The 26,582-nt window shown below is 45.7% G+C and carries 19 protein-coding genes; 7 read left to right on the top strand and 12 right to left on the bottom strand.

Features of this window, described 5'->3' with window-relative positions; genetic code table 11:
- Window positions 1–102: 102 nt before the first annotated feature.
- From pheT to AB6F11_RS19295, 7 genes are all read right to left on the bottom strand, one after another.
- Entirely contained in the window at window positions 103–2,508 is a 2,406-nt protein-coding gene (gene pheT, locus AB6F11_RS19325; protein ID WP_102394435.1) for a phenylalanine--tRNA ligase subunit beta, read from the bottom strand.
- A gap of 18 nt (window positions 2,509–2,526) precedes the next feature.
- The gene (gene pheS / locus AB6F11_RS19320; RefSeq protein ID WP_004734764.1) at window positions 2,527–3,510 is read right to left on the bottom strand and encodes a phenylalanine--tRNA ligase subunit alpha; all 984 of its coding nucleotides are present in this window, start codon (window positions 3,508–3,510) and stop codon (window positions 2,527–2,529) included.
- 218 nt (window positions 3,511–3,728) lie between these two features.
- Complete coding sequence (locus AB6F11_RS19315; protein ID WP_029235308.1) at window positions 3,729–4,838, bottom strand: GGDEF domain-containing protein; 1,110 nt, start codon at window positions 4,836–4,838, stop codon at window positions 3,729–3,731.
- Between the two features lie 202 nt (window positions 4,839–5,040).
- On the bottom strand, window positions 5,041–6,249 hold the full coding sequence (locus AB6F11_RS19310) for a hypothetical protein (RefSeq protein ID WP_017060449.1): 1,209 nt from the start codon (window positions 6,247–6,249) through the stop codon (window positions 5,041–5,043).
- Between the two features lie 9 nt (window positions 6,250–6,258).
- Window positions 6,259–7,065, bottom strand: a complete 807-nt coding sequence (locus tag AB6F11_RS19305) for an outer membrane lipoprotein-sorting protein (RefSeq protein WP_017060448.1) — start codon at window positions 7,063–7,065, stop codon at window positions 6,259–6,261.
- Window positions 7,066–7,109: 44 nt separating this feature from the next.
- The gene (locus AB6F11_RS19300) at window positions 7,110–9,572 is read right to left on the bottom strand and encodes an RND family transporter (protein WP_240698167.1); all 2,463 of its coding nucleotides are present in this window, start codon (window positions 9,570–9,572) and stop codon (window positions 7,110–7,112) included.
- Window positions 9,573–9,743: 171 nt separating this feature from the next.
- The gene (locus AB6F11_RS19295) at window positions 9,744–10,529 is read right to left on the bottom strand and encodes a TetR/AcrR family transcriptional regulator (protein ID WP_004741595.1); all 786 of its coding nucleotides are present in this window, start codon (window positions 10,527–10,529) and stop codon (window positions 9,744–9,746) included.
- Between the two features lie 545 nt (window positions 10,530–11,074).
- On the opposite strand from AB6F11_RS19295, the gene AB6F11_RS19290 reads away from it, so the two are divergent.
- Together AB6F11_RS19290 and AB6F11_RS19285 are read left to right on the top strand one after the other, a co-directional pair.
- Complete coding sequence (locus AB6F11_RS19290) at window positions 11,075–11,866, top strand: hypothetical protein (RefSeq protein WP_102321034.1); 792 nt, start codon at window positions 11,075–11,077, stop codon at window positions 11,864–11,866.
- Window positions 11,787–12,569, top strand: coding sequence for a hypothetical protein (locus tag AB6F11_RS19285; protein WP_102321035.1), 783 nt, complete (start codon window positions 11,787–11,789; stop codon window positions 12,567–12,569). The genes AB6F11_RS19290 and AB6F11_RS19285 overlap by 80 nt, the downstream gene beginning before the upstream one ends.
- A gap of 155 nt (window positions 12,570–12,724) precedes the next feature.
- On the opposite strand, the gene AB6F11_RS19280 is transcribed toward AB6F11_RS19285, so the two are convergent.
- From AB6F11_RS19280 to AB6F11_RS19270, 3 genes are all read right to left on the bottom strand, one after another.
- Entirely contained in the window at window positions 12,725–13,219 is a 495-nt protein-coding gene (locus AB6F11_RS19280; protein ID WP_017065440.1) for an outer membrane beta-barrel protein, read from the bottom strand.
- Between the two features lie 143 nt (window positions 13,220–13,362).
- The gene (gene hrpA, locus AB6F11_RS19275; protein WP_102321036.1) at window positions 13,363–17,430 is read right to left on the bottom strand and encodes an ATP-dependent RNA helicase HrpA; all 4,068 of its coding nucleotides are present in this window, start codon (window positions 17,428–17,430) and stop codon (window positions 13,363–13,365) included.
- A 198-nt stretch (window positions 17,431–17,628) separates the two neighbouring features.
- Window positions 17,629–18,957, bottom strand: a complete 1,329-nt coding sequence (locus AB6F11_RS19270) for a MipA/OmpV family protein (protein WP_102321037.1) — start codon at window positions 18,955–18,957, stop codon at window positions 17,629–17,631.
- 80 nt (window positions 18,958–19,037) lie between these two features.
- On the opposite strand from AB6F11_RS19270, the gene AB6F11_RS19265 reads away from it, so the two are divergent.
- From AB6F11_RS19265 to AB6F11_RS19255, 3 genes are all read left to right on the top strand, one after another.
- Window positions 19,038–19,568, top strand: coding sequence for a hypothetical protein (locus AB6F11_RS19265; RefSeq protein ID WP_029235374.1), 531 nt, complete (start codon window positions 19,038–19,040; stop codon window positions 19,566–19,568).
- 24 nt (window positions 19,569–19,592) lie between these two features.
- Complete coding sequence (locus tag AB6F11_RS19260) at window positions 19,593–21,620, top strand: alkaline phosphatase D family protein (protein WP_102394439.1); 2,028 nt, start codon at window positions 19,593–19,595, stop codon at window positions 21,618–21,620.
- 165 nt (window positions 21,621–21,785) lie between these two features.
- Window positions 21,786–22,235: a TerB family tellurite resistance protein gene (locus AB6F11_RS19255; RefSeq protein ID WP_102394440.1), complete on the top strand. Its 450-nt coding sequence runs from the start codon at window positions 21,786–21,788 to the stop codon at window positions 22,233–22,235.
- 33 nt (window positions 22,236–22,268) lie between these two features.
- Here the strand turns inward: AB6F11_RS19255 and AB6F11_RS19250 are convergent, their stop codons facing one another.
- Both AB6F11_RS19250 and AB6F11_RS19245 read right to left on the bottom strand, forming a co-directional pair.
- The gene (locus tag AB6F11_RS19250; RefSeq protein WP_050621982.1) at window positions 22,269–22,706 is read right to left on the bottom strand and encodes a hypothetical protein; all 438 of its coding nucleotides are present in this window, start codon (window positions 22,704–22,706) and stop codon (window positions 22,269–22,271) included.
- A gap of 5 nt (window positions 22,707–22,711) precedes the next feature.
- Window positions 22,712–23,416: a helix-turn-helix domain-containing protein gene (locus AB6F11_RS19245; RefSeq protein ID WP_372090690.1), complete on the bottom strand. Its 705-nt coding sequence runs from the start codon at window positions 23,414–23,416 to the stop codon at window positions 22,712–22,714.
- Window positions 23,417–24,252: 836 nt separating this feature from the next.
- Here AB6F11_RS19245 and AB6F11_RS19240 point away from each other — a divergent pair.
- Window positions 24,253–24,774, top strand: coding sequence for a hypothetical protein (locus tag AB6F11_RS19240; RefSeq protein WP_016784558.1), 522 nt, complete (start codon window positions 24,253–24,255; stop codon window positions 24,772–24,774).
- A gap of 11 nt (window positions 24,775–24,785) precedes the next feature.
- Window positions 24,786–26,471, top strand: coding sequence for an LruC domain-containing protein (locus tag AB6F11_RS19235; RefSeq protein WP_016797392.1), 1,686 nt, complete (start codon window positions 24,786–24,788; stop codon window positions 26,469–26,471).
- Window positions 26,472–26,582 lie beyond the last annotated feature (111 nt).

Raw genomic sequence — 26,582 nt, 5'->3', positions numbered from 1 at the left:
CCCGTAGAGGACTTTCACCTCCTAGATCAACGCCATGCTCGGCGCACAACAAAAAAGGCCTCGCAATTGCGAGGCCTTTGTTTTTCTATCTATCAGAAGAGATTAGTCGCGAAGTGCTGCGCCGAATTTCTCTGAGATTGAAGCTACGATAGCATCTACTGAACCAGCGATGTCTGCATCTTCAAGTGTGCGCTCTACAGACTGTAGGCTAAGTGCGATTGCTAGGCTCTTCTTACCTTCTTCAACGCCTTGACCAACGTATACGTCGAACAGTTTAGCGCCTGTTAGGAATTCGCCACCAGCTGCGATACACGCTTCTACGATGTCGCCAGAAGCAACTGCTTCGTCAACAACAACGGCGATATCACGACGGTTTGCAGGGAACTTAGATACGGCTACTGCTTCTGGAAGCACGCGAGTGTTGATAGCTGCCCATTCGATTTCGAATACGATAGTACGGCCGTTAAGACCAAACTTACGCTCTAGTTCTGGGTGAACAGTACCAATGATACCCACTTCTTTGCCGTCTACTACGATAGCCGCAGTTTGACCTGGGTGAAGTGCTGGGTGCTTAGCTGCTTTGAAGCTGTATGCGATTTCGTTTGCAGAAAGCTCAAGAACTGCTTCTAGGTCACCTTTAAGATCGAAGAAATCTACAGTGTTAGTTGCAATGTCCCAGTGCTCTTCGCCACGAGTACCAGAGATAACGCCCGCAAGCATCATTTCTTGGCGCATGCCGTTTTCAGCAGTTGCTTCAGGGATGAAACGTAGGCCTGATTCGAATAGACGAACGCGAGACTGTTGACGCTTCTGGTTGTGAACAACTGTGTTTAGTAGACCTTGGATTAGGCCAAGACGCATTGCTGACATATCCGCAGAGATTGGGAATGGCAGGATTAGCGGCTCAACACCAGGTACAACAAGTTTTTGCTGTTCTGGTTCTACGAAGCTGTATGTGATTGCTTCGTGGTAGCCACGGTCTACAAGAAGGTCACGAACGCGCTTAAGCGGCTGGTCAGCTTCTTTGTGGTCATTCATTTTAAGTGCGGCTTTAGGCGCTTGGTTTGGAATGTTATCGTAACCGTAGATACGACCTACTTCTTCAATTAGGTCTTGCTCGATTGCGATATCAAAACGCCAAGATGGAGACGTTGCCGTCCAGCCAGCTTCAGTCGTCTCAACTTCACAACCTAGGCGAGTAAGAATTTCCACTACGTCTGTAGATGGGATTTCGTGACCTAGTAGGCTGTCTAGCTTAGCGCGACGTAGAGCAACTACGTTTGCTTTTGGTAGATCAGCTGCAGATTCGCTGCCGTTTACTGGCGCAACTTCACCACCGCAGATTTCAACTAGAAGCTGTGTTGCACGCTCCATTGCTGCTGCTTGAAGTGTTGAATCAACACCACGTTCGAAACGTAGAGAAGAATCTGTGTGAAGGCCGTAAGCACGTGCGCGACCACGGATGTGATCCGGTGCGAAGAATGCAGCTTCAAGAAGTACGTCTGTTGTTTCAGTCGTAACACCTGAATCTTGACCGCCAAAGATACCAGCGATTGCTAGTGCTTTGTTTTGGTCAGCGATAACAAGCGTGTTGCTGTTTAGTTCAGCTTCGTTGCCATCTAGAAGTGTTAGCTTTTCGCCCTGCTCTGCTAGACGAACCACGATACCGCCTTCGATCTTAGCGAGATCAAATGCGTGCATTGGTTGGCCTTGCTCTAGCATCACGTAGTTTGTGATGTCTACAACTGGGTCGATTGAACGGATACCACAACGGCGCAGTTTTTCTTGCATCCAGATTGGTGTTTCCGCTTTCACGTTTACGTTCTTAACCACACGGCCAAGGTAACGTGGACAAGCATCAGTTGCTTTAATTTCAACAGATACTGTGTCTTCAATGCTTGTTGCAACAGCGTCAACTGTTGGCTCTGTAACGTCTGCGCGGTTTAGTACGCCAACTTCACGAGCAAGGCCACGGATGCTGAAGCAGTCTGCGCGGTTTGCTGTTAGGTCTACGTCGATAGTTACGTCGTTAAGCTCAAGAAGCTCACGTACGTCCATGCCTAGCGTTGTGCCTTCTGGTAGCTCAAGGATGCCGTCAGACTCTACGTCGATACCTAGCTCAGAGAAAGAACAAAGCATGCCGTGCGATGGAACGCCACGTAGTTTTGCTTTCTTGATTTTGAAGTTACCAGGCAGTACTGCGCCAACTGTTGCTACTGCTACAGTTAGGCCAAGACGACAGTTAGATGCACCACATACGATGTCTAACAGCTCTTTATTACCTTCTGCATCAACAGCGCCGATATCGATTTTTGTAACTTGTAGTTTGTCTGCGTCTGGGTGCTGACCGCACTCAACCACTTTACCTACTTTAACGCCGGTGAATTCACCAGCAACAGGTTCTACATCGTCAACTTCCAAACCAGCCATAGTGATTTGGTGAGCTAGCTCTTCGCTGTTAATTGCAGGTTTAACCCACTCGCGTAGCCAAGATTCACTGAATTTCATAGTTTCGACTGCCCCGGATTACTTGAATTGTTTAAGGAAACGAAGGTCGTTCTCGAAGAACGCACGAAGGTCATTTACACCGTAACGAAGCATCGTTAGACGCTCTACACCCATACCGAATGCAAAACCAGAGTATTTCTCAGGGTCGATGCCAACAGAGCGAAGTACGTTAGGGTGAACCATGCCACAGCCTAGAACTTCTAGCCATTTGCCATCTTTACGTTTCACGTCAACTTCAGCTGAAGGCTCTGTGAACGGGAAGAATGAAGGACGGAAACGCACTTCAACTTCTTCTTCAAAGAAGTTACAAAGGAAATCGTTAAGAATGCCTTTAAGTTGTGCGAAGTTTACGTTCTCATCAACTAACATACCTTCCACTTGGTGGAACATTGGCGTGTGAGTTTGATCGTAGTCGTTACGGTAAACACGACCCGGAGCAATGAAGCGGAATGGCGGTTTGCCGTTTTCCATCGTACGGATTTGAACACCAGAAGTGTGCGTACGTAGCATTAGATCAGGGTTGAAGAAGAAAGTATCGTGATCAGTACGAGCTGGGTGATCGTCTGCGATGTTTAGTGCATCAAAGTTGTGGAATGCATCTTCGATCTCAGGGCCAGACTCAGTGCTAAAGCCAAGCTCACCAAAGAACTGTTCGATACGCTCAACAGTGCGAGTAACTGGGTGAAGACCACCGTTCTCAATGCGACGACCTGGTAGGCTCACATCGATAGTTTCTTCAGCTAGTTTCGCTTCAAGCTCTGCACGTTGTAGTGCGTCTTTGCGAGCTGCGATCGCTTGTTGAACAGCACCTTTCGCTTTGTTGATCTCTTGACCAGCAGTGCGACGCTCTTCAGGTGGAAGTTTACCTAGGCTTTGTAGTTGAAGAGTTAGTTCACCCTTCTTACCTAAATACTGAACTCGCACTTCATCAAGTGCGACTAACGAATCTGCTGTATCAATAGCAGTCGTTGCATTAGCAATGATCTCTTCTAGATGTTGCATCATTTCCTCATCTACCAGTTGGTAGTGTCCGTATCGGATGATTAGTTTTTTTAGATAGCTACACATAGTAATCAAACACGCAACCAATGCCAAATTGAATCGCTAAAAGAACAAGTTATTGCCTAAAAACACGGCAAATTTAACAGGATATTAATGAGGAGTAGGAAGAAGTGGAACAATTACAGGTTCCACTTCTTAATTTGGAAATGACCTGAAGGCTAGATCTGAATAGAACAAACGCTGTTCTTCCCTGCGTTTTTTGCTAAATAGACGGACTCATCCGCCGCTTTAATCAATTCGTTCATGGTTTCGAATTCTTGGGTCATTTCAGCGACACCGACACTAATACTGCCAATCCAAACTTGATGACTGGTTTCAACCTCTAATTCAGACACTTTCTGTCGAGCGGTTTCCGCGATGTACATCCCACCTTTAAGGTCGGTGTTTGGGCAAATAACCAAGAACTCATCGCCACCTAACCGGCAAACAATATCATCATTACGGAACGTGTTTTTCAGTTCACGCGAGAGGGTTTGTAGCACCAAGTCGCCTGCATCATGGCCGCTGGTGTCATTAATGCGCTTGAAGTGGTCGGCATCAATCATAATACACACTAAAGGCATACCCAGTTCTTTGGAGTCTTGCCAATGCAGCGCTAACTGTTTAAAAGCACTACGACGGTTATGCAAATTAGTAAGAGAGTCGGTTAATGACAGTTCTTCAAGTCTCTTATTCGCTCGTTTTAATTCTGCCGTACGTTCCTCAACTTTATCTTCGAGTAACTGGTTGAAGCGTAACAACTGTTTGTTTCGTTCAGAGACTTGTTCAAACAGGCCGTTAAGCGCAGCCAACAGCGGGACAGTCGCAGAATCTTGCTGCTTTTCTTCCGCTTCAAAGGCTTGCAGAGGTGTCGCGCCCTCTTCTATCGCGGTCATTTGTCGCGCCATGTTTTGGTCGATGCCGAGGATGTGGTAAGCAAGCCAGTGGATCAATAAATCAAGTAACTGCCGTGCTGACGACTGATCTTCTTCCATGATGAAAGCTTGCATACTGTAGATATCTTGCATAAATACACGATGCACTTTGATATGCTCTTCAATGTGTCGCTCATACACACCGCAATCTCTCATCAAAGATTCTTCTTCTTTAAAGTGAAATTCGGCATAGCATGTGAGATCGAGTAAAGCGACGTTTATGTCGTCGATAGAGATAGTGTTCTCTGACAACAGATTTCCGTAGTGGTTGATAATACCAACAAGATATTGATGCTGTTCATCTACAACACCAATGCCTGTTTCAAAGTTTTTATCCCAATTAAATGAATTCATAAATCCCTTAAGGCCGATACCACCAGTACGATTTACATGCATATTCGGAGGTTATAGATGCTGAAAAAATATAACCATTTTACATGTAGGTTTATTCGATTGTTTGATCCACTTTATAAAAAGACGACTTTGAACATTCTAAATATGGCTCATCTTAAATTTGAGACGTCCCCCCCAACAGGAACGCCCCACGAAGCTAACATTAGAAATAATATTCCAACGCCATCTCAACAAAGTCATCCTTGCGTGCGAAGAACAACAAGTCCTCTGGGGTTTCGTTCTCAAACAACCAAGCATTCAGTCGCCACTTGAGATTGTTGTTAATACGGCTCGATGCCTCTAGCTTGGCACTGTAGACATCACTGTTATCTAAGTCTTGAGTGATACCAGTAAGCACTTCGGTGCCGTCTTCATCGTTCAAAGCGAAACGTGCCCCAAGGAACACATCATTTTGGCCGATGGTTTGGGCATTGTTGCCTCGGCTGTCATACAGGTATTCAGCGATGAAGCCGATGTCCCAGTACGATTCAAGCGCCCCTACCCAAGTGTATTCAAAGCCTGTCGCCACGCCGGTATGGTTGTCGTAGCTGTCGCGATAAATGCTTTCCAGCTTCCATAACCAGTCACCGATAATGCCTTGAACATCCAATCCGAAGTGTTGCATTTGGGCGTAGTATGGCTTGAGTTGATTGCCTTCCACACGGTAATAAGGGTCGCGGTTTGTGCCGCCTAAGTAGCTTAAACCGACATCCCAATCACCGTACATTTGGCTGTAACGCAATGCCACATCAACGTGTTTTTCTTCTCGTGAAGATTCGTAAAGCGCATCGTCCGATACTGGCACGGTTGGCCTTAATCGACCGTCTTCGCCTGCGAAGGTACGCTCACGAAAATACGGCAGTAACATGGCGTCTATGGTGCCCCACTCTTTTATCGAGGTGAAGTGCACCATAGGCTGACCTAACTTGGATTCGCCATCGACCGATTCAATGGCATCGGTCTGGTTTACCACATCCACTAAATGCGCCGATTCGGTTACGCCCCAAAATACCTTTCCAACACCCGCTCGCAGTTCGTAATCATCCCAATAGGTTAAATACAAGGCTTCGCGAATATCACCATGAGTTCGTTCATCGTCTTCACTGTCTAGGCGATAAAACGGGGTGAAGGTAATGCTGCCGTTGCCCTCTTGTTGCTCCCAGTAAAACTCTGGCTGCAACACCAGTGAGCTTTGTCCTTTGTCTTGCCCTTGTAAGCCGTCGCTAAAGAACTGCCTATGTTCAAGGTTAACCTGCCCTGCGATATCAGGACTAAAGCCTGCCGCCACACAAGGCAACGACACCTGCATAAGCCCGACGGTCGCCGCCAAGGTTAAGGATAATTGGGTTCCTGTTGCCACAATCCTTTTCATATTCCTGCCTTATTTCGCACGTTTTAGTGTGTTCTTTTGGAAATCCTTGTCTTTAAGACCGGTCTGGAACACTAAATCTGTCGTGGTTAATACGGTGCTTTTGCCTGTTTGATGGTTTTGCATCGCCATGGTGTGTGCGCGCCAGTATTGGTTTAGGTACTGTTTGTAATCTTGGAACGATAGAGTTTTAAGCAGTGCGCCTTTGCGGTCGTAAAACTCGACTTTCATTGGGCGGTAGTGCTGTTGGTCTAGCCATACCTTTTGCATGGTGTAGCCTGAGTTTTTATCGGTCGGTACTTGCTCTAAAACAAAGGTGTCTACGCCTTCCAGTTTCGCGTCTTCAATGTAGTTGAAGGTGTACTTTTCAAGTTCAAACGAGCTTAAGTCCTCATACGCAAATTCACTGCCCATAAACGGGCCAGATTTGTTGCGTGAAGAGATGCGTTTTACACGCTTGAGTGCAGGAAGATACAACCACTGGTCATCGGATTTGGTGATGTGCGAATGGTTTAGGAAAGCCGTGCCTTTTACGTCGCGTGGTTCATCAAAAATGGTTAAGCCTTTGTCGCCATCGTCATCGACTTCCAAAGATTTCAATCGCATCAGACGTGTACTGCTTTCGCCCTGCTTGTTGCGAAGTAGCATTTCCATGGTTGCGACAGAATCGCCCCACCCGACATCGACCGCTTTACGTTGCTCGGCAATTTCTAAGCCTTTCGCAGGGTCTGCTAACGCTGGGAAAGCGGCGAATGTGCTCAGTGCCAACGAGCTAACAGTAAGTAATGTAGTAGCGAATGTTTGTTTAACGCTTTTCATAAATATCTCCTTGAGTCAGCCCACCGCAGCAGGCCGACGTTTCCTTATTTGGTCGAAGTAGTCAGTTCGGCTGTCGATCTAGGCTGCGACTTGGTATCTGGCTTTGATTCGTGCTGAGTTTTAGCTGAATAGTGGGTCTGTTTGTCGAAGATCATCAGTAAGCTTGGTAGCAAGATGAAATCGACCACCAGCGCAATGAAAATCACAATCGCGCTGAGTAAGCCCATGTCCGAGTTGAGTCTGAAGCTCGACATCGCCAGTACAGAGAAACCGGCCACTAGCACAACAGTGGTGATCCACAAAGCGCGACCTACGGTGTGGAAAGCGTATCGAACCGCTTCTTCTGCTGATTTCCCTTCGATTCTTGCGCGCTGGTATTTACTCAAGAAGTGCACCGCATCATCAACCACGATACCCAACGTGAGCGTGACCACGACTGACAAACCGAGGTTGATTTCACCTGAGATAAGCGCCCATAAACCAAAGCCAATGATCGCAGGCGCAATGTTGGGCACTAGGCTGATCATGCCTAAGCGAACCGAGCGCAATGCAAAGATCATCAAGCCAGAGATAAGCACTAGGGTGATAGGCAAAGTTGATAGCATGCTCGCCATGTTGGTTTCGCCAATATGAGCAAACATCAGTGACGGGCTCGAAGCCACCACTTCATATTGCGGTGCATTGGCTGCAAACCATGAGTAAATGCGCTCTTCGAGTTCGACTAGCTCAACGCTGCCAAGGTTATCGACGGTGAGTACCATTTTGATCGATGATTTATCGACGTTGATCTGGTTGTTCAAGTCCAAGCCGTACGGCAGAGACATTTCGTAAAGCAGCAGATATTGCGCGGCAAGTTCACGGTTCAGCGGTAGCTTGTAGTAGCTGTCGTCGTCGGCATGCATATTCTTGTTCAAACGCATATAAACATCAGAAAGCGTTGCCACATGGTCAGTTTCTGGTTGAACGCGTAGCCACTTAGTAAAGTCACCAATTGCTTGCAAGAACACAGGATCAGCAATCGCTTGAGACTCGTTAGTTTTCACTGCGATACTGAGGGTTGTCATGCCGCTTACGGTCTCTTCCATGAAGTCAGCCGCTTGTCTGAATTCACTTGAGGTATCGAAATACTTCACCGATTCATCGTTGACTTTGTTGAGCGGAATTAACGCGGCAGCGCCAACAATCACTAGCGTAGAAATCGGCAGCAGTGCTTTACGGTTAGTTACGACAAAATCGCCCAGCTTATCCATGAAGGTGACTTTGTCTGCCGCCTTAGGGTTGGCAGGTAGACGTTCGACTGGCAGCAGTTTTAGCAACGCTGGCAACATAGTCACAGACAAGAAGCACGCAATAAGTACACCCAGTGCCGATAAGTTACCGAAATCACGCAGCACTGGTGAGTCCGACATGTTCATCATCAGGAAACCAATCGCAGTGGTCACCGAGGTGATCAGAATCGGCATCGCATTGAGCTTGATGCTGTATTGAATGGCTTGTGCTTTCTCCATACCGCGCTGCATCGCTTGTCTCATGGTCACAATCACGTGAACACAATCAGCCACCGCCAAAGTTAAAACCAAGGTTGGCACATTCACGGTTGCGGTACTCAAGAACATCCCTGCCCAACCAGACAATCCCATGGTGGCAACAATCGAAGAGATGATCACAATGAGCGTCGCCACCACACTAAAGAACGAGCGCAGCATAAAGGTCAGGAACACCAGTACCACCAACAGCATTAAGGGAACGAGCGTTGAGCTGTCTTCTTGAGCCGAAGTCATAAATGCGTTGTTCATGGCTATGATGCCCGCTTTATGGAATTCGACATTAGGATACTGAGCTTGGTACTTGCCGATCATGGTATTGATTGCCGCAATCACCTCTTGCACTTCTGCGGTTTTGTCCACTTCTGACTGTTGCACGGTGACGTTCACAATCGTCACATCGCCAGAGGCCGACACCAAGGCATTCTTAAGCAACGGCTCGTTAAGGGCGATCTGTTTTACTTTGGCGATGCGTTCTGGTGTGTGTTCGTACTCTTCATACAGCAAGTCTTCTACCAAAAGATCATCTTCAATGGCTTCGGTGTGCTGATAATTAGCAAGGGAATCGACACGGCTTGAATACGGGATCTGCCACGCATCAACCGTGAGATTTTGAATCAGGGTGAGAGTTTCAGGGGTGAAGACATTGCCATCTTCAGGTGCGACAACAATCGCAAGGTTGTCGGTTTTTGCAAAGGTGGTTTGGATTTCATCGAACGCCATCAACTGCTTGTTGGTGCCTTCGAAGAAGATGTTGTAGTCCCCTCTAAAGTAGAGGTTCTTAGCCCCTAATGCAGAGAGAATGATGATTGAAAACACCACCAGCAGAACGATAAACGAACGCTTGGTAGGTATTGAGTGCCAACTGTTTAGATCTGTGTTTGCGCTATCAGCATTAGGGTTATCTCGGTTTTGCTGATCGAACGTGGGCTTCTGGCTGTCATGTTTCATCACAGTCTCCATTTGTGACGATTCGTCATATTTGTGTCATAAAAAGCCAGCCGAAACTGACAAAAGACACAATGCTTAGTCAAACACTCAAGAAAACAGCAACCACAGTCGGTCAGTCTCAAGTTTGTGACGAATCGTCAAAAATGGTTATTAATAAACCCACATGTGTGGGCTTAACGGAAGCTATCGACCTACAGACTCTAAGTAAGCGATCTCTTCACTGAACAGTTCTTGTTCTACACGACGCCAAGTTTTGCGGTAATCCCAGTCACTAGAAAGGGGCTGCCAATTTAGGCCGTCTAGAATCATGTTCGCGTTGTGTAATACTGAATACGGGTCTTGTAACCGCTTAATACAATGACTGTTTGATGCGTTCTGTGACAAGGCATTTGAACCAAATGCGATTGACCAGTTAGCAAAAACGATGGCATCTGAGCCAACGCCAGAAGAGAACTTTAGGTCACCCGCTTCTACCGCTTGGTTAACCATAGAGTCGCATTGTTCAATCACCAACTCTTCCAGTTCATTCATCTCGGCGACGCGTGCACTAGACGCTTTCTCTAGTACCCACGGGCTTTTAGCCATGATCGCACAGGTTGATAGTACCGGTTCCATGCGAGCATAGATTCGGTAAGCAACGTGCAATGCGACGATCTTTTCACGTGTGTTGCCTTCAAACTCTCCAGAGCGAGCAAACATCATTGCTTCTGTCTTGAGAGAGTGAATACACAACGCTAAAACGACGTCTTCTTTGCTGCAAAAGTGATTGTATATCGTACCTTTAGAATAAGAGCTCGCTGCCGTTAGCTTGTCCATCGTGAGGTTTCCGAACCCTTGTTCTCGAACCAGATCTTTTGCTAACAACATCAACTCTACTTCTCGGTCTGCAATAGACTGCTGCTTTTTAGACAACACGCCTTTGCAACCAAAGATACCTTGTTTATCGCCTTTACAACCAAAGCCAAACATAATTTTTTAGTCCGTATATGAGCTTAGCCGTTATCTAAGCTTCGCCAGTATTTAAAACACTCCTATCCAATATATTAACACGAATAGTAAATTCATGTAGTTAACCATTTTGTGACGCTTCGTCATTTCTGACTTATCGTCATAATAGCGCAAGTATTGGTCATATCAAGGGGTTTTATAAATTAAATACATTTTGTGAATGGAAAGAGAATAAATGGGATATAGCTAAGAAAATCATCAATAGTTGACCTAAAGAGAAGACTTTAAAATAAGACCTGTATTGTGACCAACAGAATGTGGACGCGAATTGGGCATTCTTAACCTAACAAAGAATGTCGGCACTTTAAGCTGCTATGCGTATTCATGCCCAATGATTCCTAGCTTAAACCACAAGAATGAATGACTGTAGGCTTACTTTATGGGGCAGACGTCTCCTTATGGTCAATATTTGGCTTACTAATGCCGTTTTCTGTTAAGTTGCTATAAATTCGGTAAGGGGTGACTTACAATAGTGACAACGACTTACCTTTTTTGAGAACACGATATTGAGCGCCAAATATTCTTATTTAGCTTGGCAAGTGAATACTTCTAGCCCTGCAGAAAAGCTGGTTTTATTGATGCTTGCAGACGGTGCTGACGAATTCGGCTACACCAATGTGTGCCTACAAACAGCAGGTCAACTTTGTGCTCTCTCTACGTTTGGTTTAGCCGACTGTCTTAAGTGTTTAGTCGACCAAGGTTTTCTCGATAAGGTAAAAGTAGATTATCGGGATAAAAAAGAGATTCACGTTTTCAAAATGCTCATTGAGCAAGAGCAAACTGCGGCGCACGTTGAGGTTCAACCGACCAATAGTATTCCGGTCTACTCTACGGCACCTGCACCTGCACCTGCACCTGCACCTGCACCTGCACCTAAGTTTCAGCCTGCTCCGGCACCAATGCAACACATGCAGCAGGCCCCTCGCCCACAAGGTCGAGGCTCAATGAACAGCAACACCGTCTCTACTCATGATCTCAACGAAGAAGAGATACCATCATGGGCAGAACGTGCGTTTAAATTCTCCGGTTTGACCGGTGACCATAGTTTAGTATGGAAGAAATTTGTCCTCTGGTATAAAGCCAAAGCCAATGAATTAATGCCATTATCTCGGATTGAATCCAAGCTGCAGTACTGGCTAGTTAACGAGAAGCAAAATGAAAGACAACAACAGCAGAAGACCTCTCAATATTCAGGAAATGCAGGACAAGCTCAAGGAAATGGGTATAGACAAAAGCTTAGCCCATCTGAACGCTTCAGGCAGCAGCTCATTCAAAAAGGCAAAAAGCCAACCTTCTGAGCCAGCTCAACCTGTTGTACCTGACGCTACAGGTCCATTAGTACCTGAAGTGATTGAAGCGCAAAGTACCGAAGTGAAAGTAGCGGCTGCACAAGCTGCGGATTCAGGTGCGTCTCAACAAGTACCTGTTGTTGATCAAGATCCTGCAGAGCTGGAACTAACCGATTGGTGTATCCATGTATTTGGTTCTTTCTTAAGCGTGTACGAAACACAATGGGAATACCAATACGGGAGCGAGCCGAGCGGTAAGTTTATTGAATTTGCTAACTCAGTCGATTCAGACGGCCTTAACCGCGTGCTAATGCACTGTCATGAACGTATTCAACTTGGCAACAGTTGGCCGCCGCAAATGGGTGAGCTTTGGATCCTGAAAGATTCTTTGACTGAAGAGGAGTTGTTGGATAGCCGTATTCGAGTGTTGTCACGCTCTGCAGATAATAAGATTGAACAATGGTTAATCCAGAATAAACTGTACGATTTAAAGCGCACGGCTGAAAACAAACTCGATGGCCTGTTCAAGAAGTATTACTTGGAAGCGAAACGTTTAGATGAGAAAGGCATGCTTGAAACTGAGTTACCAGAATTCCTTCTTGCCGCTAACTCTGTAAAGAACCTGAACGATTTAAAACGTGAAGAGTACGAAAGTAAACACGGTAAAGCGATTAACCCAAGAATTCAGCGTATTCTGAACAGTAAAAAGTAACCATCCGCTTGCTATCTGTTATAAGAAAACAGAGTAGCGATTACACGGTTAACAGATACAAAAATGCCAGCTATCAAGCTGGCATTTTTTACGAATTCTTACGAACTCTACAAATATCCGTGACCAACGGTACGTCTGTCACTAACTGCAAGTAATTACAGTAGGTGGATAGTTGCGTTTAGCGTGAATACGCCAGAGTCGTCATCTTTCATTTTGAAGTTTTGGTAGCTAGCGCCTACAGATAGTGGACCAAAGATGAAGTATTCAGCGCCTACACCGTACATGATATCAACATCGTCTTGCTTGAAGCCATCAGCTTTAAGCTCGTAAGAGTGAAGACCACCCTTCGCGTATACGTGAAGAGGACCAAAATCGATGCTTGGTTTAATCGCTAGGTAAGCAGTGCTTGCGTCTAAATTCTTAAGATCGCGGTTGCCGTAATTAACGCTGCCGAAAGAACCTAGATCCCAGTAACCCGCTTCAACACCGATTAGTGGAAGGATACCTGTACCTACGTGGATGCCCACCGCGTTTTCATCTTCACCAGCGAATGAGTTTTGACCACCCATTACACCGCCGTACAACCAAGAATCAGCCATTGCTGTTGAAGATGCACCTAGTAGTGCTAGTGCCAATAACGTTTTTTTCATATTCGACCTTTTTCGTCCTAGTGGCAGGCCTTGAGTGGTAATAAATTGCCACCAAGTCGCCCTGTATGTAATAACTATTCAATTAGTAATGCAATAAGCAAGATTTATACCCAAACCTTGCCATTGCGTCTAGCTTTATTCCTTTAGCAAGCATCAATCGCGTTTTTAACACGCTTATCTGATACTGGGTAAGGCGTACCGAGCTGCTGTGCGAAGAAGCTTACACGAAGCTCTTCTATCATCCAACGCACCTCTTTTACATTTTCTGGAACCGCGATCCCTTTTGGAATTTTATTCAGCAGTTCTTTGTAATCATTCATTACTGACTCAACTTTGATCATGTGAAGACGATCTTTGTTCGGGTCAATTGGCAGTTTTTCCATGCGGCGTTCAATCGCTCTCATATAGCGTAGAATATCCGGCAAGCGTTTCCACCCACATTCTGTGGCAAAACCCTTAAAAATCAAACCTTCTACTTGAGCTTTTATGTCAGAAAGTGCGAATGCCATAGAAAGATCCACGCGTCCTTTCAGCTTTTTACTGATGCTGAATGCCGTGGTTAGGATGGTTTCAACCTGTTGAGCAATCTCTACTACGGTATCACCCAGCTCTGCACGTACGTGTTCTTTCAGAGCTTCAAACTGCTCTGGTTCCCAAACCAAACCGCCCTTCTCTTCAATCAGCTTATCAATACCACAAGCGATACAGTCATCGATAAGATCGAGTACCTGTCCGTATGGGTTGAAGTACAAGCCAAGTTTCGATTTGTTCGGCAGGTTCGAGTGCAAGTATTTGATCGGTGATGGCACGTTCAACAAGATTAAACGACGCTGACCCGATTTCATTGCCGAGATTTGCTCTTGCTCGGTTTCGAACAGTTTGATCTCTACGCTGTCTTTGGTATCCACCAGCGCAGGGAAGGCTTTAACATCGTAGCCACCACGTTTCTGTTGGTAGACTTTTGGTAATTCACCAAAGCTCCACGTGTGCAGGTTCTGCTGCTCGATATCGTCGTCTGCCACTTTAGAAAGCGTTTCTTGAACCTTGTCTTTCAGGCTCTCTTTCAACTCATGCAGATCTTTCTGTTCTTTCAGCTTACGCTTGCGATGATCTACAGCGCGGAATGTTACCTTTAAGTGCTCTGGAATCTGGTCTAACTTCCAGTCATCACGTACCACTTCCACACCCGTCATGCGGCGTAGCTCTTTCTCAAGAGAATCCAGTAACGGTGCTTCAAGCGGTGTCACACGTGCCAAGAATGCATCTGCGTAGTTTGGCGCAGGTACAAAGTTACGGCGTAGCGTTTTAGGTAACGACTTAATCAAGCTAATTACTAGCTCTTGACGTAGACCCGGGATCTGCCAATCAAAACCGTTTTGGTCAATTTGGTTCAAGATAGGCAGCGGAATGTGTACCGTTACACCATCGTTGTCGTCACCCGGCTCAAATTGGTAGCTCAGTTTCAACTTAATACCGTTTTGGTGCCAGAAGTTCGGATAATCCAAATCAGTAACGTGGCTAGCATCGCCTCGGAACAGCATCGACTTTTCAAAGTTAAGCAGCTCAGGAGTTTTCTGACTGGTCTTCTTCCACCACGTATCAAAATGACGGCCTGACACTGCCTCTTCGCCAACACGTTGATCATAGAAGTCGAACAGTTCATCATCATCGATCAAGATGTCGCGACGACGCGATTTATGCTCTAGCTCTTCGACTTCTTGTAGAAGCTTACGGTTCTGCTTGAAGAAAGCGTGTTTGGTTTCCCACTCACCTTCTACTAATGCACTACGTACAAACAACTCACGGCTGACGGTGGCATCAATCGCGCCGTAGTTCACAAGGCGCTTAGGTACGATTGGGATTCCGTAAAGCATCACTTTTTCGTGTGCCATTACCGCTGCTTGTTTCTTCGACCAATGTGGTTCGCTGTAACTGCGTTTAATCAGGTGTTTCGCTAGCGGTTCAATCCATTCAGGTTGAATCTTCGCGATAACACGGCCCCAAAGTTTTGAGGTTTCTACCAGCTCCGCAGACATGATCCACTTAGGCTGTTTCTTAAATAGGCCAGACGCAGGGAAGATGTGGAAGCGTGCATTACGTGCACCTTGATACTCATTCTTCTCTTGGTCTTTCATACCGATGTGCGAAAGCAGACCTGATAGCAGTGACATGTGAATGCCATCGTAGCTGCCCGGTTCTGTATTCAACTTAGTATCTAGCTCACGCATTGCTTGGTGAATTTGGAAGTACACATCTTGCCATTCACGGATACGTAAATAGTTGAGGTAATCTTGCTTACACTGTTTGCGGAACTGGTTACTCGACAATGCTTTTTGCTGCTGCTTGATGTAATCCCATAAGTTCACAAACGTGATGAAGTCAGACTCTTTATCGAAGAAACGCTTGTGCTTGTCATCAGACGATTGTTGCTTATCTGATGGACGCTCACGCGGATCTTGAATCGACAACGCAGACGCGATCACCATCACTTCGTGTAGGCATCGGTTACGTGGCGCTTCAATTACCATACGCGCTAAACGTGGATCGATAGGCAGTTTTGCCAGCTTACGACCAATCGCGGTTAGCTTCTTCTTGTCGTCGCCGTGGTTCTTGTTTTTGTTCGCTGACGGTTCAACGGTGGCGATCGCACCAAGCTCTTCAAGCAGCCTTACACCGTCTTGAATGTTGCGCTTATCGGGCGCTTCAACAAATGGGAACGCTTGAATATCGCCTAGGCCTAGCGCTGTCATCTGAAGGATAACCGATGCTAGGTTAGTACGAAGAATCTCTGGGTCAGTAAACTCTGGGCGTGACTCGAAATCTTCCTCAGAGTACAAACGAATACAGATACCTTCTGCAACACGACCACAACGACCTTTACGCTGGTTTGCACTCGCTTGAGACACTGGCTCAATCGGTAGACGTTGTACTTTAGTACGATAGCTGTAGCGGCTAATACGCGCCGTACCCGGGTCGATAACATACTTGATGCCCGGAACGGTTAACGAGGTTTCTGCCACGTTGGTTGCCAGAACGATGCGTCGACCAGTATGAGACTGGAAGATACGGTTCTGCTCACCCGCCGATAGACGCGCGTAAAGCGGGACAATTTCGGTATCACGAAGGTTGCGTTTACTTAATGCATCTGCGGTATCACGAATTTCTCGCTCACCGTTCATGAAGATCAAGATATCGCCAAGGCCTTCATCACACAGCTCATCAACGGCTTCAAAGATGCCTTCGATTTGGTCGCGGTCTGAATCACTTTCATCACCACCTAATGGGCGGTAACGCGTATCAACTGGGTAAGTACGACCAGACACTTCAATGATCGGTGCATTGTTAAAGTGCTTAGAGAAACGCTCTGGATCGATGGTTGCCGACGTGATGATCACTTTCAGATCAGGACGCTTTGGCAGTAACTCTTTCAGGTAACCCATGATGAAATCGATGTTCAGGCTACGTTCGTGCGCTTCATCGATAATGATGGTGTCGTACTGATTTAAGAAACGGTCGTGTTGAATCTCCGCCAGTAGAATACCGTCGGTCATCAGTTTGATTTGGGTATTGTCAGAAATCTGGTCGTTGAATCGAACCTTATAACCAACGAACTCACCCAGCTGTGTTTCCATCTCTTCAGCAATACGGTTCGCAACCGAACGCGCCGCAAGACGACGGGGCTGAGTGTGACCAATTAAGCCAAAGCGGCCGCGGCCAAGCTCAGAACAGATTTTTGGTAGCTGAGTGGTTTTACCCGAACCCGTTTCACCCGCCACGATAACCACTTGGTTTTCAGCGATGGCTTTCGCGATGTCTTCGCGCTTTTGGCTAACCGGGAGAATTTCTGGGTATTCAATCGTTGGTTTCTGTGCCGCACGCTGAGTTGCCGTCATCATCGACTTAGCAATGTCTAACGCAATCTCATCAAAGACAGCGTGCTTAGCTTGTTCGTTCTTAATTTTGCTCGCACCAGCAATTCGCTTACTCAAACGGAAGCGATCGCGTATCATACATTCGTTGAGCGCTTTACGAAGAGAGGCTGGGCTATTCTGAGATGATTTGTTGTTTGTCGCTGATTGATCAGCTTTTTTGGTATTTGATTGTTCAGCAGACTTTTTCGATGCAGCTTGGTTTGGCTTGGCTTTGCTCTGTGAAGAACTTGGCTGTGCTGCATTCTTGTTGTTATCTGCTTTTTCCGGAGACGAAGTCAAAGCGTGTCCTATTCTTGTACTTATTAAACTCGCGCGATTATATCACAAGTCTCAAACAAAAAAGCCTGACAGCAAAGGGAAAACCTTTAGCTATCAGGCTGATTAATCTCGCTAACACTCGCAGGAGCTATGAAAGCGCGGTCAAATGTAATTCGTACTTAGTCAACTCTGGTTTAAAGCTAACGTTAAAAACTGCGCTTAAAACTCATATTGGAAGTAGACCGTGTTGTAGTTACTGCCGCCTTTGATACGACCATACTGAGAGGATTTTTCAAAGATCGCAGAACGATGATGCAATGAATAACCGAACCATAAGTTGTTCAAGTCATTCTTACCAATCAAGTCGCCAACGTTGACATCGAATGAGAAGTCTAAGTAGTTCAATAGATGGCTTGCGGTGTAACCTTTACGGTCCATCTCAGAGCCTTCGATATAGGTAATCGAATCGATGTAAGACATACCTTCTGCCACACCAACACGCCACTGAGTTGGCCAATCAAAGGTGTAGTACGCCTTGATTGCGATAATGTATTCGGTGCTGCTCGATTGAACGTCTGAACTCCAGTGGTGCGCAATACCTGGGGTTAAATAGATATCCAGTGGCAAACCGAAGATCTCATCGGTTAACGGGTGTCCATAGAAGAACGAGGTCAACTGGTTGTTGTATTCGTCTTTCTCTCGATTGAACTTCATGATGTCGCCAATATTGGATGGCGTTCCCCAGCCGTGTGCGACACGTAAGTACGGCGCATTGCTCAGTTTAGGTTTTGGCGCTTTCTCTTTGTCGTTAAAGAAACCAAAGCCAAGGTACAATTCCCCCTGATAACGGTCTTCAACAATCGAAGAATCGTAAGCGTTATCGTCCAATCGAGTCACACTGGTTGAACCCAATAAGTACAAGTTAGAAACCACATGGTAACGCGTTTCAACACCAACATTTAAGTCAACACCAGCACCAATGGTTTCATTAGATGCGGAGTAATACCCACTGTTGAAATCAGCACTTTTATAACGCAGCGTCGCGCTCGGGTAAAACTCCCAATCTCCAGTTTCATACTTGGCTTTAGCTCGTAAGTTACCGTGGAAGTTGTATTCACTGTCGCTCATTAACTCCGTCTCGACAGACCAAGAATCATCAAGTTGGTAGGTCAGTTGAGCACCAAAGTCCGCCGTATCGCCTTCAATCGCGTTCTGCTCAGATGCAGGAATATCAATAAAGCGCATGCGAGAGATAGCATTGAAAGACCACTTCTCATCGTCAGTTTGATAGAGGTATGCCCCCATCTCAGTACCGTCAATAAACACATAATCGTTCTTGAAAAACAGCATCGGTACGAATGAGCTAACCGATTGGTCGCCACCAGACGTGTCATAAGGGATGCTTGCTGTACGGAACATTGCAGCGATGCCCCACTCTTGCTCTTCAGCGGCCCACGCATTAGCACTTACGAAAATGCCACTTAGGAAAGCGCTACCTAGTAAAACCAATCCAGATGAAGGAAGAGTCGGTAAATATTTGAGCTTCATTCTTGTGTAATTACTCTTTGAAAAAATATTGTGTTACTGATTAGACATTTATTAACCATGACGGCTAACTATTTTTAGGTTTGCTCGGCATTGACCGTTACAATGTAGAATATTCTCGGTTAAATGAAAGTATTGTGAAAGTCTCCGAATTACAAAACATTATAGATCACTTACCCAAAGATTCCGATCCAGATATTGTTATGGGTGAGGCGTGGTTGCCTGAGCGTTTGGTGGATACCAACCTAGACGGTGACATGCTATTTCTTGAATTCGATAATGCCCCTGAAGACAATCAAGGGGATGAAGAAGGCCGTGGCTTTGTTGAGCACGAGATTGCTATGATTCGAGAAAAGCTCGAACTGTTATTAGACGAGCCTTCCGATACCAAGACCAAAGCCGATGCCCTTTTGGCAATATTTCTAATGGGCCATGAACTTTCTAGCTCAGAAGTTATCGAAGTTCTTGAATCAACAGAATCTGAAATGGCAGAGCCTGAGATTGCAGAGTTTAAAACAACAGAATCTGACTCAGTAGAACTTGAAGCATCAACGCTTGAAACCACAAAGCCAGACACAAATAAGATCGAAACAAAAGAACACCACGACGACTAGCCACCAACGATTTTAGGTACCGTATTGAAACCCTCTACGACATCATCTCTTCCCCTGTTACTCGCCGGACCCATTTTAAGAAAAACCACCGCGACTGAAGTGGTACTTTGGTTAGCCACCAGCTCGCCTCTTACAGGCAGAGCCGAGCTTCATACTCAAGAAATAGACGATTCTGAAGCAGCACAAGACCAGCCGTTTTATACCTCATCGCTTGAAGAACATGATTCGATTCAAATCGGTACACATGCGTGGATAACGCTAATTCGCTTACAAGGTGAGTTTCCGACTAATACGCTGCTTGAATATGACATTCACACAGAGTCAGGTTCACTAAAAGAGCTCGCCCCTCACCTTGTTTACAACGGTAAATCTCGCGTTGAGTTTAAGATATCGACCTCAGCTGATTACATTCTTCATGGCTCTTGCCGCAACCCGCATCATCCAAGCAAAGACAGCCTAGTTGCAGCCGATAACAAGATGGCCGATCAAACCGTCGCTGAAAGACCCGACATGCTGATGATGAGCGGCGATCAGATCTACGCCGACCATGTGGCAGGCTCAACACTTGATGCTATTCAACAAGTGATTCACCTGCTTGGCCTTGTAGGCGAAAGCTTACCGACTGACTCGCAAATTAAACAAATCAACAACAGTGACGCTCTGTATAACAGTGAATACCACTTATACCAGCGTCATCACTATTTGCCGCACCACACAGCTTCAGAATCGATGATCGATAAGTTATTCCCGAACCGTGGCGTGCCGATTTTTAGCTCTACCGATTGTGAAAACCACTTGGTCACGCTGTCTGAGTTTATCGCGATGTACTTATTGGTTTGGTCTCCGACACTGTGGCAATGCGTCAATCGAGAGCGTTTAATTGAGAATAACTTCACTCAAGGTGGACGCCAATTAACACCGACTGAGCAGCAACAATGGCGTGATGAAAGCGTCATCATGGATGATTTCATTGCTGGCTTACCGCAAGTGCAACGTCTGTTCGCGCATATTCCAACGTACATGATCTTTGATGATCACGATGTGACGGATGATTGGAACCTTACCGTGGGTTGGGAGCATGCCGTCGACCAAAACCAGTTCGCGACCCAAGTCATTGGTAACGGCCTTGCGGCTTACTGGATGTGTCAAGGTTGGGGTAACAAACCGGAGAGCTTCGATGAAACGTTTATCGAGCAAGCAAAACAGCTTTTTGTCGCTCACCCGCTCATTACTAAACAGCCGCGCATTAGTAAACAAACTCATAATGAAGCCGGCAATGCAGCGACTACTCACTCTATTGGCAACATCGAGCCAGACAAGCATCAAGCCTTTATTGAGATGCTGAGTCGCTTTGAAGAGTGGCATTACACAATAGATACCTCACCCAAAGTCATTGTGTTGGATACTCGTACGCGTCGTTGGCGTTCAGAGTCACGCATGAATAAGCCTTCAGGTTTAATGGACTGGGAAGCCTTGATTGAGTTTCAACATCAGTTAATGAATCAAGATAAAGTGGTGATCGTTTCTGCTGCACCGATGTTTGGCGTGAAGTTTATTGAAACACTGCAAAAGATGGCGACCACAATCGGCAAGCCATTGGTGATAGATGCTGAAAACTGGATGGCACATCCGGGCAGTGCGAATACGCTGATCAGTATCTTTACACATACCAAAACACCAACCAACTTTGTGGTACTTTCTGGTGACGTTCACTACTCCTTCGCTTATGACATCAAGCTTAGATATCGCCGCAACAGCCCGAACATCTATCAAATCACGTGCAGTGGCATTAAAAATCAGTTCCCTGCTCCGCTGCTTAAATTCTGCGATGTATGGGACCGTCTGTTATACAGCCCTCGCTCAGTTTTGAACTACTTCACTAAGCGTAAACGCTTGAAGATCGAAAAGCGAAGCCCTGATAATCAGACCTTCTATCGCCTTTCAAACCGCAGTGCGATTGGAGAATTGAGGCTAGACACTGATGGGAAACCGCAATCGATCACGACACTCAGTGGCGACGGTAAAATTACCCGTTTCCCAGAGCCCGATTGATAAAATGCTCCTTATCGCTCGCGTATCCGTAATGTCAGTTTTTAGTAAAGACGCTTGCGATCACACTCTGTAGACCCAATAGTTATGCTTATGCTTATGCTTATGTTTATAGTTGATAGCTATCAGCGTTACGGAACTCGATACAAATTTTAACTGGAGCTCGTTATGTTCAATTCTCTCACATCAATGTTTAAACAATTGATTGAAGGCCAGGACCTAAGCAAAAACCAAGGCACATCACCTAATGTCGCCATTGCGAGTTTGTTGTGTGAAGTCGCGGGTGCCGACCATCAGATCAATGAATCAGAAAGAGTCGCTAAGCTACAGCTTCTGCAGCGTTTGCTGGATTTAGATGAAGAACAAGCAAAGGTACTGCTCGCGCAAGCAGAGCCGAAAGTAGAGCAATCAGTATCGCTGTATGACTTTACATCGCAACTCAGAGACCTATCTCAGCCAGTGCGAATCGACTTAATCAAAGCGATGTGGGAAGTAGCGCATGCCGACGGGGAAATTGACCCTATCGAAGATTCTGTGATCCGTAAAACAGCAGAACTGCTCTACGTCGACCACAGTGACTTTATCAAGACTAAGCTGAACGTCCTCGGTAAAAGCTAACCAAAGGTTTTCTATTCGCGTTAAGCCTCTGTATTAACGTAAACGATCGCCATGCATGATGCCTTTAAGTTCTAATGGCGCGCCTTTTTTCGTTACATAAAGGCCGCGCTGATTCGATACCAACACACTGCGCTTACCTTGGGTTTGTTGAATGTATAAGTGCTTGATATTGAATGTCTGTTTATCTTGGGCCTGCTCTTGGTCCAATTGATAAAGGTAGTAGTGATTCCCCCAGCGTAAGAACACACCAAACATTTGCTTGGTTTGGACGACATTCCCATCCATGTCGTAACCAATGTACTGCATTTTAACTCGACCATTTTCCAATCGAAGTGAGATTTTCTCCCAGCCTATCATCGGGTATTCTGCGGTGAATTTATAAGTACTTTTGGTTGCGAGCCCAGAAATTAAGCCTACATTTAGAATCACAAAAAGCGTCAACAAGATAGGCATCCAAAACTTACGATTCATATCGGCTATCCTCGCTCATCGTCATTGTCGTCATCACAAGAGAGCGATTTAAACTGATGGCTCATCTCTTTCCAGCGCCCGTTAGTCAAAGCAACGGCTTGAATGTTCTGACATCCAACGCCAATGCGATGTAGGTAGAGTGACTCAACACCGAGCTCTGACACAGTATTCAACTCGGTTAAGAGCTCTTGATCAAAATTCAAACTGTCGTGATAAACATCCATACCGCGATAGCTCGTCTTATCCATAAAAAAAGCAAACTGATAAAAAAGCATGAGAAGAAATCCGCTGACTAATATTCCTGAGATACGAGATCGATGACGCGCGACAAAATGCTGCACCTGACGCTGTTTATACGAGTCTGGTTGCTTCGTTAAGGCTGACTCACGTTCATTGTCACCACGCTCAGTACTCGAGCTCTTTGATACTAAGGGTTCTTTAAGCGCTTCAACTCGAGGCGATTCATATTGAGGTACTTCAACTTGAATAGCCGAGGTGGGTGTTGATAGGTAGCCACCAAGCTGTTGAGGTCTGCTAAAACTGTACCCTTCCTTTTGCACCGTTAAGATTTTGCAATCACACTGAAGCGAACCTAATGCTGTACGAATGTTCTTAACTGCAACATTAAGCGAACTGCCCGTCACCACCCTGCCCGGCCAACAATGCTCAAGCAAGAAGTCACGACCCACAGCTTTGGGGCTGTTCTTCACTAGGAACTCAAGAATCAAGGCTTCTGAGGGAGACAAAGTCACCCGCTTGTCCAAGTTCGAATCAATGAGTGTGTTGTTAATCATCTCGATACCCGAAGCGTCTAAGATGATTTTTTCAGGGCTACTGGCGTTCATTTCGGCGAGGTGTTCATAAATAAAAAGGTCATCAAAAAGGTGTTTGCTTGGTTATTCTAATGCCAAGCTATACATAGAAAAGAGTGGCGCGAAGTTTAACCAATAATTCAGTCAAATATAAGTTCGACGAGTAACAAGATGAAATAACGACAAGGTGAGTCAGTCACGTAAACTCACTCACCTTTAAACATAGCCAAGGTTTAACTCTAAACTTGCCATGGAATAGACAGGCCTGATCATCGCTTTTTGGTTTGGCTTCTCTTGTGCTATTTGTTTTGGGTGAACTAACGCTACCATCTAGCTCTGCCCAATCAAGGTCGAAACCTGCGATTTAATATTAATTAAAGCGCTTCTGACATTTATTAAGAATTAACATTCTTTTCATTCTGTTTGTGTTGATGTAAAAACCGATACCCACCACCTATTGAACAAGAGAAATACCAGTCAAATGTCTCTTATTACAGATTCAACTTTCCTCACTCAGCATTCGTGAAAACTGAATCCAATTCCCTATCAAATCTCATTATCAGGCCGTCATTTATTCGTTATCGTCAGATTGATTCTCTAATTGAGATGCTGATATACAATTAATTTTAAACCACATCAAAAAATCAAATTTTTCCTTTTTTATCAACAACATAAAAACTGGCACAGTCATTGCTCTTTAAGTTTTACACGGCCTCAATTAATTACGGAAGATTATGATGATGAAATTAAAAACACTCCTCTTAACATCGGTCACATCAATGTCTCTCATCGCCTGCGGCGGTGGTGGTGGCGGGTCCGGCAGTTCTGGTGGCGGAGGTGGTGCAAGCGGCTCAACTGACAGCGCTGCGAGTCCTGCCGCAACAGCTGCCAATACGACTTTTGTTGATATTGCTGTACCGGACAGTTTTGAGTGGCGTGGAACGGCTTCGCGAACAATGAGCGTCATTGTCGTCAGTAGTTTTTCATACAAAGACGGTGAGCCGGCTCCAATTCGCGGTTCCCACATCATCAAACTATACAGCGTGACCTCAGACCAAACAGATTCTCAAGCCTTCTACTCTGGTATGTCGAACCGCGATGGTGAATTAGTGAGTGACTTTAGCATTCCAACCAACTGGGAAGGATTGGAAATCGTTGCTCAGGTGCGTGGTCAAGAGTGTAGAAGTACTGTTGACCTAGATAACGTCACTACTGATTTGCTAGTTTCTTGCGACATTGTTCTGGATTCTGACTAAGGATAGCTGCCATGAAAAATATTAAAAAATCTCTAATGGTGATGGGTTCAGTCGCTATGTGTTCTTTCTCGCAACAGACGTTTGCAGCTGCAACAGAAAACACAACAACCACTAACGGTGATGGCTCAATAACAGTGACTCAAAAGATCGATGCAAGTAGTACCTCACCACATTACATCGCGCCTTCTGGTTATGGTTTCGACATCTACAGCCGAGCAAACGAAGACTACTCTTGGCAACATAATTTAACGGTCCCTGATGGCGCACAGATTACCGCAGCGACACTCACTATTTACGCTTATGATGTTGATTCAGAAGCACACCACGGAGAAAACGGAGAATACGACAGTATCGCTGTTGACGGTTCTTTACTTACTCCCGGGTTCTTACAAGGTACCAACAATAACTGGTCGACAACCGTTTTTGACCTCCCTATCGCTTCACTTGACGACAGTCTTGTGAATGTAGACCTAGATATTGATGTGAATAACGACGGTTGGCTAACCACGCTGGATTACAGCCTTATCAGTGTTACTTATGTCACCATTGCTAATACCCCTCCTTCTACACCAACTCTAAGTCGCAGCACTGGACTCGGTGATAATGACGACTTGGTTGTGACAGTAACCGGTCCAACACCGGAAGACCCAGACGGTGATTCTGTAACTTATAGCTACCGTTGGTTTGTCGATGTAGGTCAAGGGTTCTATGTGGATGATGAGTTTGTCGGAAAAAATGACAACAGTAATGCCACGTTGCCGGCCAGTGAAACTGAAGTTGGAGAACTTTGGAAGGTTCAGGTCATCGCTATTGACCAGAATGGACTGATCAGTGAAATCGCTGAGATTGCATGGCCTTCAATTGGGGATAGTGACGGTGATGGTGTATCAGATGCAAACGACTACGCACCAAACGATCCGACAATCGCTTTCTATAGCCGAACACCAACCAGTGGATGGTACACATTAGCCTACGAAGATTTATGGCCAAATGAGGGTGACTACGATCTGAATGACTTTGTTAGCCACTACGCATTAGGTGTTTATACAAACGCGAATAACCAAATAACTCGTTTTGATTACTACGGCCAAGCTATTGCTCGTGGAGCGGCTGAAGACAATGGTTTCGCTATTTCGTTAGCAGGGCTTGAAGACACGGATGTCACTTCACTGACCAAAACATACAACGGCTCTACCGTAGCGTTAACACCAGAGGCCGGTCACTCAGGCGAGTTGGTATTTGTTGTGATTGATAGTGTCGCGGCGATGCTGCCAAGTACAAGCACTTATAGCTTTTACAACACAGAGTCGGGTGATGCACGAAGCTTAATCGATTACAGTGTCTCGCTGGTGATTGATGGTTCAATTCCTGCGCTAAGCAATACGGATTTTAACCCGTTCATTTACAAAGCCAACGCGAGAGGTAGAGAGATTCACTTGATGAACTATCCAAATACAGATGTAGCAGATACCGCAATATTCGGTGCTGGTGATGATGATACAGTAACAAGTGAAGGTGAATACTATCAAAACACGACTGGCCACCCATGGGCTCTAGATATCCCAGGCCAATGGTCTCACCCATACGAACGTATTGATACTTGTGAAGCATATGAACATCTAACCACGTGGGCAGAGTCTGGCGGTACACTTCAAACGGACTGGTTCACATCACCGACAGGGTCGAAGGTATGGTAAGTAACTCGAGCTTGGTCATTAAAAAATGAGTTAATCTTTAGAAATACCGATAAAAATTAATCGAGTAGGAGGAGGCCTCACGGCCTCCGTCCTCTCACACCACCGTACAAG

The sequence above is a fragment of the Vibrio sp. 10N.247.311.14 genome, assembly GCF_041467715.1.
GTDB lineage: Bacteria > Pseudomonadota > Gammaproteobacteria > Enterobacterales > Vibrionaceae > Vibrio > Vibrio crassostreae_C.
Note: the sequence above shows the minus strand (reverse complement) of the source record. Positions and strands in the feature narration are given on the sequence as shown.

What these genes read in the sequence shown, in the direction of transcription:
- pheT (WP_102394435.1), bottom strand. Translation starts at nt 2,508, where the DNA reads ATGAAATTCAGTGAATCTTGGCTACGCGAGTGGGTTAAACCTGCAATT.
- pheS (WP_004734764.1), bottom strand. Translation starts at nt 3,510, where the DNA reads ATGCAACATCTAGAAGAGATCATTGCTAATGCAACGACTGCTATTGAT.
- AB6F11_RS19315 (WP_029235308.1), bottom strand. Translation starts at nt 4,838, where the DNA reads ATGAATTCATTTAATTGGGATAAAAACTTTGAAACAGGCATTGGTGTT.
- AB6F11_RS19310 (WP_017060449.1), bottom strand. Translation starts at nt 6,249, where the DNA reads ATGAAAAGGATTGTGGCAACAGGAACCCAATTATCCTTAACCTTGGCG.
- AB6F11_RS19305 (WP_017060448.1), bottom strand. Translation starts at nt 7,065, where the DNA reads ATGAAAAGCGTTAAACAAACATTCGCTACTACATTACTTACTGTTAGC.
- AB6F11_RS19300 (WP_240698167.1), bottom strand. Translation starts at nt 9,572, where the DNA reads ATGGAGACTGTGATGAAACATGACAGCCAGAAGCCCACGTTCGATCAG.
- AB6F11_RS19295 (WP_004741595.1), bottom strand. Translation starts at nt 10,529, where the DNA reads ATGTTTGGCTTTGGTTGTAAAGGCGATAAACAAGGTATCTTTGGTTGC.
- AB6F11_RS19285 (WP_102321035.1), top strand. Translation starts at nt 11,787, where the DNA reads ATGGGTATAGACAAAAGCTTAGCCCATCTGAACGCTTCAGGCAGCAGC.
- AB6F11_RS19280 (WP_017065440.1), bottom strand. Translation starts at nt 13,219, where the DNA reads ATGAAAAAAACGTTATTGGCACTAGCACTACTAGGTGCATCTTCAACA.
- AB6F11_RS19270 (WP_102321037.1), bottom strand. Translation starts at nt 18,957, where the DNA reads ATGAAGCTCAAATATTTACCGACTCTTCCTTCATCTGGATTGGTTTTA.
- AB6F11_RS19255 (WP_102394440.1), top strand. Translation starts at nt 21,786, where the DNA reads ATGTTCAATTCTCTCACATCAATGTTTAAACAATTGATTGAAGGCCAG.
- AB6F11_RS19250 (WP_050621982.1), bottom strand. Translation starts at nt 22,706, where the DNA reads ATGAATCGTAAGTTTTGGATGCCTATCTTGTTGACGCTTTTTGTGATT.
- AB6F11_RS19240 (WP_016784558.1), top strand. Translation starts at nt 24,253, where the DNA reads ATGATGATGAAATTAAAAACACTCCTCTTAACATCGGTCACATCAATG.
- AB6F11_RS19235 (WP_016797392.1), top strand. Translation starts at nt 24,786, where the DNA reads ATGAAAAATATTAAAAAATCTCTAATGGTGATGGGTTCAGTCGCTATG.